At 68.8% G+C, this 19531-nt stretch carries 19 protein-coding genes and 1 pseudogene; 5 read left to right on the top strand and 15 right to left on the bottom strand.

The features are described from left to right. Positions 1-101 precede the first annotated feature (101 nt). A complete protein-coding gene (locus A5736_RS02910; protein ID WP_076244436.1) occupies positions 102-827 on the top strand; it encodes a winged helix-turn-helix domain-containing protein in 726 nt (241 codons plus the stop codon). Positions 828-866: 39 nt separating this feature from the next. Here A5736_RS02910 and A5736_RS02905 read toward each other — a convergent pair whose 3' ends face one another. Together A5736_RS02905 and A5736_RS02900 are read right to left on the bottom strand one after the other, a co-directional pair. Beyond that, positions 867-1802, bottom strand: coding sequence for a lysophospholipid acyltransferase family protein (locus tag A5736_RS02905; RefSeq protein WP_076244435.1), 936 nt, complete (start codon positions 1800-1802; stop codon positions 867-869). Positions 1803-1896: 94 nt separating this feature from the next. Further along, on the bottom strand, positions 1897-2466 hold the full coding sequence (locus A5736_RS02900) for an MPT63 family protein (RefSeq protein WP_076121937.1): 570 nt from the start codon (positions 2464-2466) through the stop codon (positions 1897-1899). A 264-nt stretch (positions 2467-2730) separates the two neighbouring features. Here A5736_RS02900 and A5736_RS02895 point away from each other — a divergent pair, with 264 nt between their 5' ends. Both A5736_RS02895 and A5736_RS02890 read left to right on the top strand, forming a co-directional pair. Next, the gene (locus tag A5736_RS02895) at positions 2731-3570 is read left to right on the top strand and encodes a glucose 1-dehydrogenase (protein ID WP_076244434.1); all 840 of its coding nucleotides are present in this window, start codon (positions 2731-2733) and stop codon (positions 3568-3570) included. A gap of 43 nt (positions 3571-3613) precedes the next feature. After that, a complete protein-coding gene (locus tag A5736_RS02890) occupies positions 3614-4033 on the top strand; it encodes a MarR family winged helix-turn-helix transcriptional regulator (RefSeq protein ID WP_076244433.1) in 420 nt (139 codons plus the stop codon). A gap of 1 nt (position 4034) precedes the next feature. Here the strand turns inward: A5736_RS02890 and A5736_RS02885 are convergent, their stop codons facing one another. From A5736_RS02885 to rpsB, 3 genes are read right to left on the bottom strand one after another with little or no spacing between them, the layout of a single operon-like run. After that, entirely contained in the window at positions 4035-5453 is a 1419-nt protein-coding gene (locus A5736_RS02885) for an amidase (RefSeq protein ID WP_076244431.1), read from the bottom strand. Positions 5454-5484: 31 nt separating this feature from the next. Next, positions 5485-6300 (bottom strand): translation elongation factor Ts, encoded by an 816-nt coding sequence (tsf, locus tag A5736_RS02880; RefSeq protein WP_076121924.1) that lies wholly within the window; start codon positions 6298-6300, stop codon positions 5485-5487. Position 6301: 1 nt separating this feature from the next. Further along, positions 6302-7159 carry a 30S ribosomal protein S2 gene (rpsB, locus tag A5736_RS02875; RefSeq protein WP_076122157.1) on the bottom strand — a complete coding sequence of 286 codons (858 nt, stop codon included), beginning with the start codon at positions 7157-7159 and terminating at the stop codon, positions 6302-6304. 279 nt (positions 7160-7438) lie between these two features. On the opposite strand from rpsB, the pseudogene A5736_RS02870 reads away from it, so the two are divergent. Beyond that, a pseudogene (locus A5736_RS02870) lies at positions 7439-7882 on the top strand (M23 family metallopeptidase); the annotation flags it as partial. A gap of 71 nt (positions 7883-7953) precedes the next feature. Here A5736_RS02870 and A5736_RS02865 read toward each other — a convergent pair. The 9 genes from A5736_RS02865 to A5736_RS02825 all read right to left on the bottom strand — a co-directional run bounded on the left by A5736_RS02865 (position 7954) and on the right by A5736_RS02825 (position 18227). Then, on the bottom strand, positions 7954-8850 hold the full coding sequence (locus tag A5736_RS02865) for a tyrosine recombinase XerC (protein ID WP_076244428.1): 897 nt from the start codon (positions 8848-8850) through the stop codon (positions 7954-7956). Between the two features lie 32 nt (positions 8851-8882). Continuing rightward, positions 8883-10055, bottom strand: a complete 1173-nt coding sequence (locus A5736_RS02860) for a lactate 2-monooxygenase (protein ID WP_076244427.1) — start codon at positions 10053-10055, stop codon at positions 8883-8885. A gap of 2 nt (positions 10056-10057) precedes the next feature. Then, positions 10058-10906, bottom strand: a complete 849-nt coding sequence (locus tag A5736_RS02855) for a siderophore-interacting protein (protein ID WP_076244425.1) — start codon at positions 10904-10906, stop codon at positions 10058-10060. A gap of 32 nt (positions 10907-10938) precedes the next feature. Next, entirely contained in the window at positions 10939-12090 is a 1152-nt protein-coding gene (gene dprA, locus A5736_RS02850; protein WP_076244424.1) for a DNA-processing protein DprA, read from the bottom strand. Then, complete coding sequence (locus tag A5736_RS02845; protein WP_076244422.1) at positions 12087-13598, bottom strand: YifB family Mg chelatase-like AAA ATPase; 1512 nt, start codon at positions 13596-13598, stop codon at positions 12087-12089. Before A5736_RS02845 ends, dprA begins: the two co-directional genes overlap by 4 nt. Then, positions 13598-13975, bottom strand: coding sequence for a YraN family protein (locus A5736_RS02840; protein WP_076122811.1), 378 nt, complete (start codon positions 13973-13975; stop codon positions 13598-13600). Before A5736_RS02840 ends, A5736_RS02845 begins: the two co-directional genes overlap by 1 nt. A gap of 91 nt (positions 13976-14066) precedes the next feature. After that, entirely contained in the window at positions 14067-14882 is an 816-nt protein-coding gene (fdhD, locus tag A5736_RS02835; RefSeq protein ID WP_076122817.1) for a formate dehydrogenase accessory sulfurtransferase FdhD, read from the bottom strand. After that, entirely contained in the window at positions 14879-17200 is a 2322-nt protein-coding gene (locus A5736_RS02830) for an FdhF/YdeP family oxidoreductase (RefSeq protein ID WP_139333095.1), read from the bottom strand. Before A5736_RS02830 ends, fdhD begins: the two co-directional genes overlap by 4 nt. Positions 17201-17246: 46 nt before the next feature. Continuing rightward, positions 17247-18227, bottom strand: a complete 981-nt coding sequence (locus A5736_RS02825; protein WP_076244419.1) for an NAD-dependent epimerase/dehydratase family protein — start codon at positions 18225-18227, stop codon at positions 17247-17249. A 207-nt stretch (positions 18228-18434) separates the two neighbouring features. Between A5736_RS02825 and A5736_RS02820 the strand changes: the two genes are divergently transcribed. Continuing rightward, complete coding sequence (locus A5736_RS02820) at positions 18435-19169, top strand: GAF and ANTAR domain-containing protein (protein WP_076244469.1); 735 nt, start codon at positions 18435-18437, stop codon at positions 19167-19169. Between the two features lie 19 nt (positions 19170-19188). Here A5736_RS02820 and A5736_RS02815 read toward each other — a convergent pair whose 3' ends face one another. Continuing rightward, positions 19189-19494, bottom strand: coding sequence for a DUF2469 domain-containing protein (locus A5736_RS02815; protein WP_076122808.1), 306 nt, complete (start codon positions 19492-19494; stop codon positions 19189-19191). Between the last annotated feature and the right edge of the window lie 37 nt (positions 19495-19531).

Genomic DNA, 19531 nt, shown 5'->3' with positions numbered 1-19531 from the left:
GCATAGTTCTGCCCTGAGGCGGGTATTCAGCGCTGCGCTGGCGGACATCTCCATGGGAGGTGCCTACGGGTTCCATGACAGAACTGTCATGAATTTTGGAGATGTCTTTGGACGTACTACTACTCACCGATGCCGATGATTTCGAATCGGTATTACCGACGCTGAGTTCATTCGCACACAGCATGCGGCGCGCGCCGCTGGGCGATCACATCGACGGGCAGTGCGAAAAGGCCGACGTCGCGATCATCGATGCGCGTACCAACCTCACCGCGGCTCGCACCGCTTGCCGGCGCCTCACCACCAGCGCGCCGGGCACCGCGGTGCTGGCCGTCGTTACCCCGGCAAACGTCGTCACCATCGACGTCGACTGGAATTTCGATGACGTGATGCTGCCGGCGGGTAGCGCGGACGAGTTGCAGGCGCGCCTACGCCTGGCGGTCAAACGCCGGCGCAACGCGGTCGACGGCATACTGCGGTTCGGCGACCTCACTCTGCACCCGGCGAGTTTCACCGGGTCGCTCGCGGGCAGGGACCTCGGTCTGACGCTGACGGAGTTCAAACTGTTGAATTTCCTTGTGCAGCATGCGGGCCGGGCGTTCAGCCGCACCCGGTTGCTGCACGAGGTGTGGGGATACGACTGCAACGGCCGGGTCCGTACGGTCGACGTTCACGTGCGGCGACTGCGCGCCAAGCTCGGAACCGAATACGAATCGATGGTCGACACCGTACGCGGTGTGGGCTACATGGCCGTGACACCGCCGCATCCGGAATGGATCGTCAACGAACCGGCGGCGATGGGCTCGATCCCGACGGGCGCTCAAGCCTGACCCAAATGCCCTGTCCCGCACGAACTTTCGGGTGTCCGGTCACGCGAAGAGCGGCAGTGCGCGCTTGCGCGCCAGGGCGTCCATGCCCTCCTGAATGCTGTCCTCCACCTCGCGGTACTTGCGGTCGACGTAGTCGTCGTCCTCGGCGCGGGCGGGGTCGCGGTCCAGCTCGACCACGGGCATGAACCGGGTCCTGATCTTGGCCGGCAGCGGCAGCTGCGGAAGCGCCGCCGGCGCGATGCCCCAGGGCAGCGAGACCGCCAGCGGGAACACTTTCAGCCGCAGCAGGCGGTCAAGTTGCAACGCCTTCGACAACCGGTCGCCGCGAATGAGCACCGGCATCGCGTCGGCACCGCCGACGGTGGCGATCGGCACGATCGGCACGCCGGCGCGAATCGCCATCTTCACGAACCCTGTGCGCCCCGCGAGGTTGGCGTGATCACGCTCGGTCCACGGGCGCAGCGAATCCACTTCGCCGCCCGGCCACAACGCCACGTCGCGCCCCTCGGCCAGCGCGGTGGCGATCGCGTCCGGGGCGGCCGGAAGCACCCCCATCGAGCGGAAGTAGCGCCCGATGAGCGGGATCGCCATCAACGCGTCGTGGGCGGTGCCGTGCAGCGGGCGGTCTTGCCCGAAGCGGCGCCACCATTGGATACCGACGGTCCACGCGTCCCAGACGAACGGCGCGCCCGAGTGAATCCCCACCAGCAGCGCCGGCGGCGGCGGGATGTTCTCCCAGCCGTCCATCTCCATGCGGAACCAATAGTCAACCAAGACGTTCCAGAAGAACTTCTGGCGCTGCAAAGTGGTTTCGTCCTGGCCGCTGAGGTCCCATTCGCCGGCACGCCCGGCCACCCAGCCGCTCAGCCCGCCGTCGGCGTCGCTGCGCTTCTCCCCCATCGTCGCGCGCGCCTGTTCGGCATGTCGCTGAGCTTGTTCACGGACGTCGGCTGGCCTGTGGTCGATGTCAGTCATATCAGCCGGATACCCCCTTCGGTCGTGACAATTCCCGCATACGCAAACCTCCCCGCGCCAGCAGGTGTGGCGCAGGGAGATTCGTGCCAGCCGATTAGGTGTGCGCCGGCCCGTTGGGCGCCGGGCTAGGCAGCGCGCCGGGTGCCGGGCTCTGGTTCGGCGCGGCAGGTCCCGCGCCGCCAGGCACGTTCGACGTCCAGATCAGGACGTCTTGCATCCCGTCGTTGTACGCGACGCCGTTCGGCGGTGCGCCGGTCACGTCGAAGTACAGCGTGCCCGTCGATTCACTGCCCTGCGGGATGGGTGCCGGGTTAAGGCTGCCCGGGGCCTGCACCTTGTCGATCACGCGGTAGTTCTGACCGTTGGGCCCGCGGGCGATGAAGTCGTTAACCATCGGGGTAACGAGGCCGCTGTCCGACCTGGCGGTGATGTCAGCCTGGTAGAGCGTTCCCTTGGGCGTGTAGCCGGGGATCACAGCGTTGCTGGGTTGCAGGTTGCTCACGGTGTAGTTGGTGATCAGTGGCCCGTCCACGAGTTGTTCGCTGGTGCCGAAACCCTGGATGTTGGGCGGCGCAGCGTAGGCGGTCGCTGCGGCGAAAACGCTTGTCGCCGCAATTCCCCCGGCGGCAATAGCCGTCTTTACAGCAGTCTTGCTGACCTTCATGCTCAAATTTCCTTTCGTGTCGAACTGTCACCCCCTTGGGCAGGGTGCGACAACGGCATGGCAATTCGCATAACCCATTTGTCGCGGGGCTAAACGGGGCCAAACGCAAATTTCCCGATCTGCGCCTCGATTACCAGTAGGAATGGCCGGCATTCTTTTTGTGCCACATTGCGCCGCATGACGTTTCGCTTGGAACCACAGAATTAACAGCGGCACCAGAATCATCAGTTGATTAGCGGCCACCCGCGCGGGTAGCCGCAGCGTATGACTTTTACTGCGCAGCAACAGAGCCCGCCCGGGGTGCAGGCCCGGATGGATCCCGTGCCCGATTGCGGCGAAACCAGTTACCGCGGCTCGGGCAAACTCACCGGCAAGCGGGCGATCGTCACCGGAGGTGACAGCGGAATCGGGCGGGCCGTCGCGATCGCGTTCGCTCGGGAGGGCGCCGACGTCCTCGTCTCCTACCTCAACGAGCACGATGACGCGCGCGATGTCGCCCGCTATGTGGAGGACGCGGGGCGCCGGTGCGTGCTGGTTCCAGGCGACCTCTCCGACGCGGCCCACTGCCGGGCGGTGGTCGAGCGGGCGGTCAAAGAATTCGGCGGCATCGACATCCTGGTCAACAACGCCGCATACCAAATGATGCACAAAAACCTGGAAGAGATCAGCGACGAAGAATGGGACTACACCTTCCGGCTCAATGTCGGTGCCTATTTTTACCTCGCGAAGGCCGCGCTGCCGCACATGCGCCCCGGGTCGTCGATCATCGGCAGTTCCTCGGTGAACTCCGACAGCCCCAACCCCACCCTGGCGCCCTACGCGGCGACCAAGGCCGCGATCGCCAACTTTTCGGCCAGCCTGGCTCAACTGTTGGGCGACAAAGGAATCCGCGTCAACAGCGTGGCACCCGGCCCCATCTGGACGCCGCTGATTCCGTCGACCATGCCCGCGGAAAGTGTGGAATCCTTCGGCGACAACGTGCCGCTCGGCCGTGCCGGCCAGCCGGCCGAGCTCGCCGGAATCTACGTGCTGTTGGCCTCCGATGATGCGAGCTACATTTCCGGTGCGCGGGTGGCCGTGACGGGCGGCCGGCCGATTCTGTAGATACGGTCGCTGCCGGCCCGCGACGTATGTCAATATCATTGACATGGGTCAGATCGAAGACGCCCCACTCGGTTTCCTGCTCTACCGGGTGGCGGCGGTACTGCGACCGGAGGTTTCCGCGGTCTTGGGCCCGCTCGGGCTGACACTGCCCGAATTCGTTTGTATGCGCATCCTTTCGATGAACCCGGGCCTGTCCAGCGCGGAATTGTCCCGCAACACCAACGTCACGCCGCAGGCCATGAACACGGTGCTGCGCAGGCTCGAAGAGATCGGCGCGGTGGCCCGACCGGAGTCGGTGTCCTCCGGGCGCGCATTGCCGGCCACGCTGACCGCGGCGGGCCGCACCCTATTGAAGCGCGCGGAGGGCGCGGTCCGGGTCGCCGATTCGCGCATCCTGGCCAAACTGACTGCGGCCCAGCAACGCGAGTTCAAACGGATGCTCGAAAAGCTCGGATCGGACTGAGTCACGCGGCCCCGTCGGGGTCCTGGATCCGCGCCCACGGCCGGGCCTCTTCGAGTTCGTAGGCCAGCTCCAGCAGCAGCGTTTCCCGCCCTATGTCGGCGGACAGCATCATGCCGGCGGGCATGCCATCCGCGGTCTGGGCCAGCGGCAGCGATATCGCCGGATCGCCGGTGACGTTCTGCCACGGCGTGAACGCCACCCAGTCGATCAGCCGCTGCATCAGCTGCTGATAGTCGGTCGGCGCGAGGTATCCGACCCGCGGGGTTTCGTCGGCGACCGTGGGCGTGAGCACCGCGTCGTAGTTACGGAAGAACTCCGCGCTGCGGCGCCGCATCCTGCGCAGGCGCATGATCACGGCAGGCAACCGGTGCAGATTGCGGCTGGTGTGACGGTCCAGCCCCAGCGTCAGGGCGTCCAGCCGGGTGCGGTCGAACGTCTTGCCGAACAGCCGCCGCCCGGCGCGCACCTGCGCCAGCGCCAGGAATCCCCAATACAACACGAAGTCGTCCGAGAACCCGGCCGGCGCCGGGGTCTCGTCGACATGTTCGACGCGGTGGCCCAGTTCCTCGAGCAGACTGGCCGTCTTCAGCGTCAGCTCGCGGAGTTGCGGGCTGCACTCGCGGTGCACCGAACGGGTCAACACCGCGATGCGCAGCCGCTGCCTGCCGGGGCCGGTGACGTCCCCGACCGGCGGCAGCTTGGGATTGCGCCAGACGCGCTCAGCCTCCCGATAGAACGCGGCGGTGTCACGCACCGAGCGGGTCAGCACGCCGTTGGTGACGATGCCTACCGGCATCCGGCGCAGCTCCGGATCCAGCGGCAGCCGGCCGCGCGACGGCTTCAACCCGACAAGTCCGTTGCAGGAGGCCGGAATTCGGATGGAGCCGCCGCCGTCATTGGCGTGCGCGATCGGCACCACGCCCGCCGCGACGAACGCGCCCGACCCCGACGACGAGGCACCTGCGGTGTAGTCGGTATCCCATGGGTTGCGCACCGGGCCCAGTCGGGGATGTTCGGCGGATGCGCTGAACCCGAATTCCGACATCTGCGTCTTGCCAAGCGCTGTCGGCCCGGTGGCCAGATACAGCCGGGTGAACTCGCCGTCGGCGACGGCGTCGAACGGCGTCCAGGCGTCGGCGCCCCGCATCGTCGGCAGGCCGGCGACGTCGACGTTGTCCTTGATGAACGTCGGGACGCCGCTGAAAAAGCCCGTCGCAGGAGAACCTGCCGCGGTGGCCCGAGCCTGGTCAAACGCCTTGTGCGCCAAGCCATTCAGGACCGGGTTGACGGCCTCGGTGCGGGAGATGGCGGCCTCGATGACATCGGCCCGGCTGACCCATTCCGCGCGGATGGCGGCGCTGAGGCCGACCGCGTCGAGATCGCCGAGGGCATCATCACCGAAAGCGTGCACGCGTCGCATAACAGTGACGCTAGCTGTTCACCCCGGCCGGCTAGGCCTGACCCACCTCGAAGCGGACAAACCGCGTCACCGTGACGCCGGCCTCGTCGAGCAGCGCCTTGACGGTCTTCTTGCTGTCCGACACCGACGGCTGCTCGAGCAGCACCGCGTCCTTGAAGAAGCCGTTCAGCCGGCCCTCGACGATCTTGGGCAGCGCCTGCTCCGGCTTGCCCTCGGCCTTCGCGGTCTCCTCGGCGATGCGGCGTTCGCTGGCAACGACGTCTTCAGGCACGTCGTCGCGGGACAGGTAGCGGGCCTTGAGCGCGGCGATCTGCAGCGCGACGGTGTGCGCCGCCTCGGCGCCATCACCGGTGTACTCGACGAGCACGCCGACCGCGGGCGGCAGGTCGGCCGCACGCTTGTGCAGGTACGTCTCGACCTTGCCGTCGAAGTACTGCACGCGGCGCAGTTCCAGCTTTTCGCCGATCTTGGCCGACAGGTCCGCGATGGCCTGCTCGACGGTGGTGTCGCCGATCTTGGCGGCCTTCAGCGCGTCGACGTCGGTGGCCTTGGCGGCCAACGCCGCGCCGACGACCTGGTCTGCCAGGGCCTGGAATTCGGCGTTCTTGGCGACGAAGTCGGTCTCCGAGTTGAGCTCGATCAGCGCGCCGTCCTTGGCCGCGACGAGGCCCTCGGCCGTGGCGCGCTCGGCGCGCTTGCCGACGTCCTTGGCGCCCTTGATCCGCAGCGCCTCGACGGCCTTGTCGAAGTCGCCGTCGCTGTCGGCCAGCGCGTTCTTGCAGTCGAGCATGCCGGCACCGGTGAGCTCCCGAAGCCGCTTGACGTCGGCGGCGGTGAAGTTCGCCATATCAGCCTTCCGTGGGTGTTGATTCGGTTGCGCCCGCAGCGGCGTCGTTGCCCGCGGAGGGGGTGGCAGCGGGGGTGGCGCTGGCGGTCGCCGAGGCCAGCAGTTCCTGCTCCCATTCGGCGAGCGGCTCGGCGGCTTCCGCCTCCGGCTTGCCGTCACCGCGGCCCAGGCCGGCGCGGGCCTGCAGGCCCTCGGCGACCGCGGACGCGATCACCTTGGTGAGCAGGGCGGCCGAGCGGATCGCGTCGTCGTTGCCCGGGATCGGGTAGTCGACCTCGTCGGGGTCGCAGTTGGTGTCCAGGATCGCGATCACCGGGATGCCCAGTTTGCGGGCCTCGCCGACGGCGATGTGCTCCTTGTTGGTGTCGACGACCCAGACGGCCGACGGGACCTTGTTCATGTCGCGGATGCCGCCCAGGCTGCGTTCCAGCTTGTTCTTCTCCCGCGTCAGGCCCAAGATCTCCTTCTTGGTGCGGCCCTCGAAGCCGCCGGTCTGCTCCATCGCCTCCAGCTCCTTGAGGCGCTGCAGCCGCTTGTGCACGGTGGAGAAGTTGGTGAGCATGCCGCCCAGCCAGCGCTGGTTCACGTACGGCATGCCGACGCGGGTCGCTTCGGCGGCGACCGATTCCTGCGCCTGCTTCTTGGTGCCGACGAACAGCACGGTGCCTCCGTGGGCGACGGTTTCCTTCACGAATTCGTACGCCTTGTCGATGAAGGTCAGCGTCTGCTGCAGGTCGATGATGTAGATGCCGTTGCGGTCGGTGAAGATGAACCGCTTCATCTTGGGATTCCAGCGACGGGTCTGATGCCCGAAGTGGGTGCCGCTGTCAAGCAGCTGCTTCATGGTTACAACAGCCATTACGGCCAGTCCTTTTTCTCGGTTGTCGCCCGGCATCGGGTGAAGCCGGGCCCTGGTGCCTGCTGAGATGTCGAACCCTTAATCGGGACCGCTCGACATCCGGTTGTTGCGCAGACACGCGAAGTCAGCCCGTTTACACGGACCGCGGGAAGGAGTTTACACCGTTCAGCCAGGTGCTTTGACGGTGCTTGTCCACAGCGCTGACTGGCCCGATCTTCGGCGTAGCGCTGAACTGCACGAGTGCGGTGGATGGCGCTGCTGGCAACCCTGGCCCTGGTCACCGCGGTGCCGGCGGCCGCCGACGACGTTCGGTTGGATTGGCCGTTGCGGCCGCCGCCGGCGGTCTCCCGCGGATTCGACGCGCCCTCACCCGACTGGAATCCCGGGCATCGCGGGGTGGACCTGCCCGGTGCCCCCGGCCAGCCGGTCTACGCGGCGGGTCAGGCGACCGTGGTGTTCGCCGGGATGCTGGCCGGGCGGCCGGTGGTGTCGCTCGCCCATCCCGGCGGATTGCACACCAGCTACGAACCGGTCCGGGCGGCGGTGCGGGCCGGCCAGCCGGTGACGGCGTCGACGGTGCTGGGCGAGCTGGTCGCCGGGCACCCCGGCTGCCAGGCCGCGGCGTGTTTGCATTGGGGCGCGATGTGGGGCCCCGCGTCGGGCGCGCACTACGTCGATCCGCTGGGCCTGTTGAAGTCGACCCGCATCCGCCTCAAGCCGCTGGACGGCTAGTCGCGTGTTCGAGGGTGCAGCTGTGGCGGCCTGGGCGCACACCCGACGCCGCCGGTGCACACTCAGGCTCGCGGGTGGGCCTGGTCGTGCACGGCACGCAGCCGAGACACCGCGACGTGGGTGTACAGCTGGGTGGTCGCCAGGCTGGAATGGCCGAGCAACTCCTGGACGACGCGCAGGTCGGCCCCGCCTTCGAGCAGGTGGGTGGCCGCGCTGTGCCGCAGGCCGTGCGGCCCCATGTCGGGGGCGCCGCTCACCGCGGCGACGGTCTGGTGCACGACCGTGCGGGCCTGGCGCACATCGAGCCGGCGGCCCCGCGCGCCGAGCAGCAGCGCCGGGCCAGACTCCGCGGTGAGTAGGGCGGGACGCCCGTCGTCCAGCCAGGCCCGCAGCGCGTCGGCGGCGGGCACCCCGAAGGGCACCGTCCGTTGCTTGTTGCCCTTGCCGAGGACCCGCACCAGCCGCTGCCGGGTGTCGACGTCGTCGATGTCCAGGCCGCACAACTCGCTCACCCGAATACCGGTGGCGTACAGCATCTCGACGATCAGCCGGTCTCGCAGCGCCAATGGATCTCCTTGCTGCGCACCGGATTTCGCGGCGGCCATGGCGTCCAGCGCCTGGTCCTGGCGCAGCACCGCGGGCAGCGTGCGGTGCGCCTTGGGCATTTGCAGCCGGGCGCCGGGGTCGGTGGTCAGCAGTCCGCGCCGCGTTGCCCACGCGGTGAACGCCCTGATCGCCGAGGTGCGACGGGCCAGGGTCGTGCGGGCGGCGCCGGCGCTGGCCGCCCCGGCCAGCCACGTCCGCAGCACGGGCAGGCTCAAGCCGTCCAGGCCGATGCCGCGTCCGTCCAGGAATTCGAACAGCGAGCGCACGTCGCCCAGGTAGGCGCGACGGGTGTGCGCCGAGCGACCGCATTGCAGCGCCAGGTACTCGTCGAACTCCTCGAGGATCGCCTGCATTCCCCCACGGTCGCAGGCGCGCCGGCCGCCGCTTAGTCGACGCGCCGCAGCGTGTCCGGGGTGAGATCTTTGAGCGTGGGATAGCCGTCGACGGCCATGATCAGGTCCGCTTCGGCCAGCAGCGTGCGCAGCACGTGCACGACGCCGTCGACGCCGCCGAGCGCCAGGCCGTAGGCGTACGGGCGGCCGACGCCCACCGCGGTGGCGCCCAGCGCCAGCGCCTTGATGACGTCGGCGCCGCTGCGGATGCCCGAGTCGAACAAAACCGGCAGGCCATCGGCCGCCTCGACCACCGCCGGCAGGCAATCGATGGCGGGCAGGCCGCCGTTGGCTTGGCGGCCGCCGTGGTTGGAGCAGTAGATGCCGTCGACACCGCCGTCCCGGGCGCGCCGGGCGTCGTCGGGGTGACAGATGCCCTTCAGGAGCAGCGGCAGCTCGGTCAGCGAGCGCAGCCACGCGAGGTCGTCCCAGGTCAAAGCGTTTCCGAAGAGTTGTATCCAGCGCAGCACGGCGCCCTGCGGGTTCTCCTCCGGCGGCCGTTGCAGGCTGGCGCGGAAGACCGGATCGCTGGTGTAGTTGGCCAGGCAGTGGCCGCGCAGCTGGGGGAAGTTGGAGGTACTCAGGTCACGCGGGCGCCAGCCGGTGACCCAGGTGTCGAGGGTGACGACGATGCCCTTGAAGCCTGCCGCCTCGGCGCGCTGCACCAGGCTGGCGGCCAGGTCACGGTCGGTCGGTGTGTAGAGCTGGAAAAACCCGGGCGTATCGCCGAGGGCGGCGGCGACGTCTTCCATCGGGTCGACGGTCAGCGTCGAGGCGACCATGGGCACGCCGGTGGCCGCGGCCGCGCGTGCGGTGGCCAGGTCGCCGTGCCCGTCCTGGGCGCACAGCCCGATGACGCCGATCGGCGCCATAAACAGCGGGGCCGGCAGGGTCAGGCCGAACAAGTCGACGGACAGGTCGCGCTGGGCGGCGCCGACGAACATGCGCGGGTACAGGCCCCACCGTTCGAAGGCCTCGCAGTTTGCGCGCTGGGTTCGTTCGTCGCCGGCCCCGCCCGCCACGTAGGACCAGATCGAGGGTGGCAGTGATTTTTCGGCCTTGGCTTCCAGTTCCGCGAAGACCATCGGAAGCTTCGGCGCCACTCCGGCCAGGCCCTGCAGGTAGATCTCGTTCTGATAGTCCCCGAAGTGGGGTGGGGGTACCACCGCTAAGTCCCGGCCTCAGTCTCGGCCAGTTCCTTCTTCCATTGCCGGAACGTCTCTTCGGTGCGGCCGCGTCGCCAATAGCCGGAGATCGACGACGCCCACGTCGCGTCCACCCCGCGCTCTTTGCGGATGTAGGGCCGCAGGTTGTGCATCACCGTCTGCGCCTCGCCGTGGACGAACACGTGCACCTGCCCGGGCAGCCACGGGGTGGTGGTGACCGCCTCGATCAGCGGCGCGTGATCCCCGGCGCGGTCCTCGGGAACCAGGTCGGCGCGCCCGCCGCGATAGACCCAACTGACTTCGACGGAATCCGGTGCGGTCAAAGGGATTTCGTCCTCCTGGCCGGCGACCTCAATGAACGCCTTGCCAACCGCATTGGCGGGCAACGCTTCCAGAGCGGCGGCGATGGCGGGCAGCGCGGACTCGTCGCCGGCCAGCAGGTGCCAATCGGCGGCCGGGTCGGGGGTATAGGCGCCGCCGGGACCCATCAGGTAGATCGGCTGGCCGGGTTGGGCCGCGGCCGCCCATGGGCCCGCGACCCCGTGCTCGCCGTGCACGACGATGTCGATGGTGATCTCGCGGGCCGCCGGGTCGACCTGGCGAACGGTCATGGTCCGTACCGAGGGCCTTTTCTCCGGCGGCAGGTCGGCGAAGCTGTCCAGCGTCAACGGCTGCGGCAGTGCGGCCACGTCGACATCGTCTGCGACGAACGCCATCTTGACGTAGGAGTCGGTGAACTTGCTGGGCACGAAGGTCTCGAAAGACCTGCTGCCCAGCACCACCCGCACCATGTGCCGGGTGAGCTGTTTGGTACCGACGACTTCGAAGCTCTGCAGAGGCCGACCTGCCACTTATCCTCCTGTTCAGACCCGACCCTCGTCGACTATACGAGCCGCGTGGTCCTTGCAGCTTGGCCGCCGCCGGCGCGGACGATTCGCCACCGTCCCTCGCGACGCTCGGCGAAGCCGGCCACCTCGAGCATCGCGAGCGGTCCGAGTACCTGCTGAGGCGCCAGTCCGGCCGCCACGGCGATCTCGTCGACCGTGACGGCGCCGCGGCCCGGTAGCGCCTCGTATACCTGACGCTCGGCCTCGCCCAGCCCGTCCAGCGCCGTGGTGGGCCGCGGCTCCTCGGATGCCAGCTCACCGATGCGACCAACCAGTTCGACGATGTCGTCGGCTCGGGTGACCAGTTCCCCGCCGTTGCGCAGCAGCGCATGGCATCCCGCCGACGCCGACGACGTGACGGGGCCGGGCACGGCGGCCACCACGCGTCCCAGGGCCCGCGCCCAGGCGGCGGTGTTCGCGGCGCCGCTGCGCAGGCCCGCTTCGACCACCACCACCGCGCCGGCGACGGCGGCCACCAGACGGTTGCGGGTCAGGAACCGGTAACGGGCCGGGCGCACACCGGGCGGGTACTCGGTGAACAGCAGCCCGTGCTGACCGATGCGATGCAGTAGCGCCGAATGCCCGGCGGGATAAGGGACGTCGAGCCCGCCGGCCAGCACGGCCACGGTGACCCCGTCGGCGGCCAGCGCCGCGCGGTGGGCCGCGCCGTCGATCCCGTAGGCCCCGCCGGATACGACGGCGACGTCGCGCTCGACCAGACCGGCCGCCAAATCCGCCGCCACGTGCTCGCCATAGGTGGTCGCCGCTCGGGTCCCGACCACGGCGGCCGCTCGGCACGACACCTCATCCAGGCGTGCGGGACCGAGCGCCCACAACACCATTGGCGGCCCGCCGCGCGGACGGGCGCCGGCGCCGCCGAACGCCGCGAACGCGAGCGGCCACTCGTCGTCATCGGGCGTGATCAATCGTCCGCCGCGACGCGCGAGCAGCTCGAGATCGGCTGCGGCCAGGTCTATTTCGCGCCTGGCCTCGGTGTGGCGCGCCAGGTCGTCGTTGACCAGGCCGCGGCGGACCCGGTCGGCCGCCTCCTGCGGGCCGACGCATCGCACCAGGGCGGCCAGTTCCGGACAGGGCGGCTCCGCGACCCGCGACAGGTAAGCCCACGCGGACAACACCGGATCGGTCATCGCTGTGTCCCAGGTTGCCGAAAGCTCAGCGCGGCAGCGACTTCGTCGAGCCCGGGCGAGGTGCGGCCGGCCAAGTCGGCCAGGCTCCACGCGACGCGCAACGTGCGATCCAGGCCGCGGATGGACAGCAGCCCACGGTCTAGCGCCGTCTTCAGCGGGTCCATCGCGGCGTTGCCGGGTCGAAACTTTCGACGCAACAGCGTCCCGCTGACTTCGGCGTTGGTGCGGAACCCGTGATGGCGCCAACGCTCGGCGGCCGCGTGGCGCGCCGCCGCCACCCGCTGGCGAACCTGCGCGGTCGATTCGCCGTCGGTGACCGAGATGGCCCCGGCGCGCACCGGATGCATCTGCACCCGCAGGTCAACGCGATCCATCAGCGGCCCGGACAGCTTGCCCAGGTAGCGGCGTTTGGCCGCGGCAGCGCAGATGCAGTCCTGCGGGTCGGCCGGCGCGCATGGGCACGGGTTGGCGGCCAGCACCAGCTGGAAGCGGGCCGGGTAGCACGCCACCCCGTCGCGACGGGCGAGGCGAATCTCCCCGTCCTCCAACGGCGTTCGCAGCGCTTCCAGCGCGCTGACGCTGATCTCGGCACATTCGTCTAAGAACAACACGCCGCGATGCGCCCTACTGACCGCGCCGGGGCGGGCCATCCCCGAACCCCCGCCGACAAGCGCGGCGACGCTGGAGCTGTGGTGCGGCGCGACGAACGGCGGACGGGTGATCAACGGCGTATCCGCAGTCAGCAGCCCGGCCACCGAGTGGATCGCCGTGACCTCGAGGGACTCATCGTCCGACAGCGGCGGCAGCAGTCCCGGAAGGCGTTGCGCCAGCATCGTTTTGCCGACCCCCGGCGGCCCGGTCAGCATGAGGTGATGCGCACCGGCGGCCGCGACTTCCACCGCGAACCGCGCCTGCGCCTGTCCGATCACGTCGGCCAGATCCGCCGTGGGCTCCGGGTCCGTGGTCCCGGCGCTGATCCTGGGGTCCAGGCCGCCGGAGGCGCCGAGCCAGCCCTGCAGTTGGCGCAGCGTGCGCACGCCCCAGACGTCGATCCCGTCGACCAGGCTGGCCTCCGCCAGGTTGTCCACCGGGACGACGACCGCCGGCCAGCCGTCGCGTTTGGCCGCCAGCACGGCGGGCAGCACCCCGCGTACCGGGCGCACCCGGCCGTCCAGCGACAGCTCACCCAGCAGCACCGTTTTCTCCAGGCGCTCCCACGGGTGCTTGCGCTGCGCGGAAAGCACCGCGGCCGCCAGCGCGATGTCGTAGACCGATCCCATCTTCGGCAGCGTCGCGGGTGACAGCGCCAGCGTGAGCCGGGACTGGGGCCATTCATTGCCGCAATTGGTGACCGCCGCGCGGACCCGGTCGCGCGACTCTTGCAGGGCGGCATCGGGCAGGCCCACCAGGTGCACCCCCGGCAGGCCGGAGGTGATGTCGGCCTCGATTTCCACTGTCGCGCCGTCCAATCCGCGCACCGCCACCGAGAATGCCCGCCCCAGCGCCATCAGCCGATCCCCTGCAGGTGGGTGATCTCCGGGGTGCGTTGGCGCCCAACTCGCACGCCGATCACGTCGATGCGCAGCGCCGCCCAGCGCTCACCCTGGCCGGCCAGCCACAGCCCCGCCAGGCGGCGCAGCCGCCGGGCTTTCCGCTCGGTGACCGCATAGGCCAGGCCCCCGTAGCCGTCGCCGGTCCGGGTTTTGACTTCGACGAACACCAGGGTTCGGGTGGCGTCGTCGCAGGCGATCACGTCGAGTTCGCCGTAGCGGCAGCGCCAGTTGCGCCCCAGGATCCGCAATCCCATCCGCGTCAGGTGATCCACGGCGAGCGCTTCGCCCATCGCTCCCAGCTGGGCGCGGGTCAGAGTCGTTTCGATCGTCATGCGGCCAACGTGCCCGCTGGCTCCGACATGACGCGGCCGAGGGCCGGCCGAAATGGACGGTTATCCCCAGTCCCGGGTCTATCCCCAGGCGCTACGTGATCCGGTCGGTCCAGGTGTAGACGTTCATCGAGTCCTGCCGCAGGAACGCCACCAGCGTCACCCCGGACTCCTCGGCCAGGGAGACCGCCAGCGATGACGGCGCCGACACGGCGGCGAGCACGGGAATCCCTGCCATCACGGCCTTTTGCGTCAACTCGAACGACGCCCGCCCGCTGACCAGCAGCACCGTCGCGCTCAGCGGCACCCGGTCGTGCTCGAGCGCCCAGCCGATGACCTTGTCGACCGCATTGTGCCTGCCGATGTCCTCGCGCACGGCCAGCATGGCGCCGTCCACACCGAACAACGCCGCGGCGTGCAGCCCGCCGGTGCTCGCGAAAACCTTTTGGGCGGAGCCGAGTTGGTCCGGCATCGCCTTGAGCGTGGCCGCGGCCACCGTCGCCGGATCCGAACCGGGCGAAAACCGGCCCATCAGCCGCACCGCCTCCAGCGATGCCTTGCCGCAGACCCCGCACGACGACGTGGTGTAGAAATTGCGGGTGACATCGAGGTCGGGCGGCGCGATGCCGGGAGCCAACGTGACGTCCAGAACGTTGTAAGCGTTTTCGTCGTCACGCCCTCCGCAGTAGCGAATGGTCAGCACGTCCTCGCGGCACCCGATGATTCCCTCGGTGAGCAGAAAGCCTTGCGCGAGTTCGATATCCGAGCCCGGCGTCCGCATCGTCACGGTCACCGGGGCGCCGTTGACGCGGATCTCCAGCGGCTCCTCGACGGCGAGGGTTTCCGGTCGGGTGACCGCCCGATCGGCGCTGAGATGCCTGACCCGCCGCCGCGCGGTGACGTGGCCTATGACGCCGGCTCCAATCGCACGATGATCGCCTTGGACACCGGGGTGTTCGATTTGGCCGCGGTGTGATCCAGCGGGACCAGCGCGTTGGTCTCCGGGTAGTACGACGCGGCGTTTCCGACCGGGGTCGAATAGCCCACCACCAGAAAGTCCTTCGCGCGCCGCTCCTGCAGCCGTTGATCGGCGTCGGTCCACTCCGAGACCAGGTCGACCCGCTGGCCCTCCACCAGGCCCAGCGCCGAGATGTCGGCGGGGTTGACGAACACCACGCGGCGGCCACCCTTCACGCCGCGGTAGCGGTCGTCGAGCCCGTAGATCGTGGTGTTGTACTGGTCGTGGCTGCGCAGCGTCTGCAGCACCAGCCGGCCCGGCGGCACTGGCACCCACTGCAGCGGATCCGCTGCGAAGTTGGCTTTGCCTGTGCTGGTGCGGAATTCGCGTGTATCACGCGGCGGGTGCGGCAGTTGGAATCCGTCTGGCTGGCGCACCTTGCGGTTGTAGTCTGCGCAGCCGGGCACCACCGCGGCGATCGCGTCGCGGACGGTGTCGTAGTCGGCCGCGAACCGCTCCCACGGCACCGGATGCGCCGCGCCGAGCAGCCTGCGGGCCAACTGGCAGACGATTTCCACCTCGCTGCGCACCTGGTCGCTGGGTGGGTGCAGGCTGCCCCGCGACAGATGCACCATCGACATCGAATCCTCAACCGAGACAACCTGTTTCCGGCCTTCGCGGACGTCGCGGTCGGTGCGGCCGAGCGTCGGCAGGATCAGCGCGGTGCTGCCGTGCACGAGGTGGCTGCGGTTGAGCTTGGTCGAAATCTGTACCGTCAGCGCGCAACTGCGCAAGGCCGCTTCGGTGACGGCGGTGTCGGGGGTGGCCGACGCGAAGTTGCCGCCCATGCCCACGAACACCCGGGCCCGCCCGTCGCGCATCGCGCGGATCGCGGCCACGGTGTCATACCCGTGCTTGCGCGGGCTGCTGATGCCGAATTCGCTGTCCAGGGCGGCCAGGAACTGCTCGGGCATCTTCTCCCAGATGCCCATCGTGCGGTCGCCCTGCACGTTGGAATGGCCACGCACCGGGCACACTCCCGCGCCCGGCTTGCCGATCATGCCGCGCAGCAGCAACAGATTGGTGATCTCGGCGATGGTGGCCACGGCGTGGGTGTGCTGGGTCAGGCCCATGGCCCAGCACACGACCGTGCGCTCCGATGCCATCAGCATCGCGGCCACGCGTTCGAGTTGTTGCCGTTCGACGCCGCTGGCCGCGTGCACGGTGTCGAAGTCGATCCGCAGCGTCCGGCGCCGGTACTCGTCGAAGCCGGCGCAATGCGAGTCGATAAAAGAACGGTCGATGACGGTGCCCGGGGCGCGGTCGTCGGCCTCGAGCAACAACCTGCCCAGACCGGCGAACAACGCCATGTCGCCCCCGAGGCGGATCTGCACGAATTCGTCGGCGATCGGGACCCCTTGCCCCACAAGCCCGTTCACCTTCTGCGGGTCCTTGAAGCGGATCAACCCGGCCTCGGGCAGCGGGTTCACCGCAATGATCTTGGCGCCGTTGGCTTTTGCCTTCTCGAGCACCGAGAGCATCCGCGGGTGGTTGGTGCCGGGGTTTTGTCCGGCGATGACGATCAGGTCGGCCTGCTCGACGTCGTCGACGGTCACCGATCCCTTCCCGATGCCGATCGACTCGGTCAGCGCCGAACCCGAGGACTCGTGGCACATGTTGGAGCAGTCGGGCAGGTTGTTCGTGCCGAAGCAGCGGACCAGCAGCTGGTAGCAGAACGCCGCTTCGTTGCTGGTGCGACCCGACGTGTAGAACACGGCTTGATCCGGGTTCTCCAGTGCACGCAGCGCCTCGACGATCAACTCATAAGCGTCGTCCCAGCCGATCGGCCGGTAGTGGTCGTCACCGGGCCGCAGCACCATGGGCTGGGTGAGGCGGCCCTGCTGGGAAAGCCAATACTCGGGCTTCGCGGACAGCTCGGCCACCGAGTGCCGGGCGAAGAACTCCGGCGTGACGGTGCGCTTGGTGGCCTCTTCGGCAACGGCCTTGGCGCCGTTCTCGCAGAACTCGGCGAGCTTGCGCCCGCCCGGCTCCTCCGGCCATGCGCAGCCGGGGCAGTCGAAACCGTTGCGCTGATTGAGCCGCGCGAGGGCGGCGGCGGTGCGCAGCGCGCCCATCTGCTCGAGCCCCCGCTGCAGCGAGACCAGCACCGCCCGCATGCCCGCCGCCTCCTGTTTGGGGGGCGCGACGGTCACGGCGTGTTCGTCGTAGTCGGCGGGGATGTCGCCGGTCACCGGACGGTGAAACCTCACGAATTCAAACTACATTGACCCGCGCTCAGACCGCCTTCACACGCCTTCACACCGACGACGCCAACTCCGCCAAGGTCTCCGCCGCGGAGTGCACCGGCAGCCAGCCGAGTTCCTTTTTCGCCTTGGCGGTGTCCATCACCACCGACGTCCGGGCGACGTGCAGCCATTCCAGCATCGACGGGGCGAACGGCACCTTCGAAATCGCGGCGGATGCCGCCGACGCGGCGGCGGCGGGTACCCGTATCGGTCGGCCGCCCAGCGCCTTGGCCACGTCGGCCACCGTCACCAGGCCGTCGCCGGCGATGTTGTACGAGCCCGGCGGGGTCGGAGCGGTGGCCGCGAGCGCGATCGCGGTGGCGACGTCGTCATGGTGGACCAGTTGCAACGGGAAACCGGGGTCCGGCACCACCGGTTTGAGCGCCGGCACCATCTTGGTCACCGCGCGAATGGGACCGGGCAGCCGGTTCCACGGCATCGCGTCGGCCAGCGCGGGAGCGTTGGGTCCGGCGACGATGCACGGCCGCAGGATGAATACCTCGAGCGGCGAATCCCGGGTGACCTCGGCGAGCAACGCCTCACACGCCGCCTTCTGCGCCGAGTAGTAGTGCTCGGGTGACCCGCGGGGCGGCACGTCCTCGGTGAGCGGGACCGGATTGTCGGAGTGGTAGCCATACGCCGCGACCGAGGAGGTGTACACCAGGCGACGCGGCCGCACGCTGCTGACCGTCGCCTCGAATACGTTGCGCGCGCCTTGCAGGTTGATGCGCTCGCTCTCCTCGCGCGACCCCATGATGAGGAACGCCAGGTGGACCACCACGTCGGCCTGCGCGACCAGCGCGTCGACGGCCTCACGGTCCAGGATGTCGCCCTGCTGGTAGGTGGTCTTCACCCAGCCGCGCGACGACGGGTCGAACGGCCGGCGCGCCATTCCGACGATGGTCTCCACCGCGGGCTCACGCTCCAGCGCCGTCACCGCGGAGATGCCAATTTCACCCGTCGGCCCGGTCACCGCCACCGTAATTCCCACCTCAGGTCTCTTCCCGGCAGCCGGTCAGCCAAACCGTGCCCACGAAAATCGCTGGTCGCCTTCGCGATTTCCCCGCAAGGATGCAGTGCTGGCCCACGGGTCAACGGGTATGCGTAGGGTCAATGAAGCGCGCTGGTTGATATGCACGCCGACCTCCAGCAGGGCGGGTCGAATCGCCGACACCCGCCGGAAATGAGGCACCACAACATGGCAGACGAATCACCGCACGACGGGGCGCCGCCCGGCGGAGAGAAGGCCGACCCCGCGACGGTCTTCGCGGCCCTCGCCGAAATCATCTATCAAGGCTCGGACGCCTCGCAGATGTACGCGGCCATCTGCGTCGCCGCGACCCTGGCGATCCGCGGCTGCGACCACGCCAGCCTGTTGCTACGCGAGAACGACCGCTACATCACCGTCGGCGCGAGTGACCGGCTCGCGCAGCAGATCGACGAGCTGGAACGCCGCGCCGGCGACGGCCCGTGTATCGATGCGATCGAGGAGGAAACGCCACAGATCGACCCCGACCTCACCACACCGTCGCTGTGGCCCAAGCTCGCCGCGGTCCTTGTCGAGGAGACCCCGGTGCGTGGCGCGATGGGATTCCGGCTGCTGGTCAACAAGCGCAAGGGGGCCGCGCTGAACCTGTTCAGCGACACACCCAACATGTTCGACGCCGAGTCCGCCGGACGAGCGGCGGTGTTGGCATCGTTCGCCAGTGTGGCCATCAACGCCATCGCCAAGGGCGAGGATGCCGCCAGCCTGCGGCGTGGGCTACTCAGCAACCGCGAAATCGGCAAGGCGGTCGGCATGTTGATGCTGCTGCACGAGATGAGCGAGGACGATGCGTTCGAGCTGCTGCGGCGCCATTCGCAGGCCCTGAACATCAAGCTCGCGGAAGTGGCGCGGGCCGTCATCGAGAATCGCGGTCACCTGCCGGAGTAACCCGGCGCCCCGGGCCCGGCTATTCGGGCAGCCGCAGTTCGGGCTTTTCGACCTCTTCGATGTTGACGTCCTTGAAGGTGACCACCCGCACCTGCTTGACGAAACGCGCCGGCCGGTACATGTCCCATACCCACGCGTCGGACAGTCGCAGCTCGAAGTAGACCTCACCGTCGGCGTTGCGCGGCATCATCTCCACGCTGTTGGCGAGATAGAAGCGCCGCTCGGTTTCCACCACGTAGCTGAACTGGCCGACGATGTCCTTGTATTCGCGGTAGAGCGAGAGCTCCATCTCGGTTTCGTACTTTTCGAGATCCTCAGCACTCATCTGCGACTCATCTACTCAGACGTCCTTTTCCCGGCAA

The sequence above is a fragment of the Mycobacterium sp. SP-6446 genome (assembly GCF_001954045.1).
Classification (GTDB): Bacteria; Actinomycetota; Actinomycetes; order Mycobacteriales; family Mycobacteriaceae; genus Mycobacterium.
The sequence above is the reverse complement of the archived record's forward strand: the minus strand, read 5'-3'. Positions and strand labels throughout refer to the sequence as shown.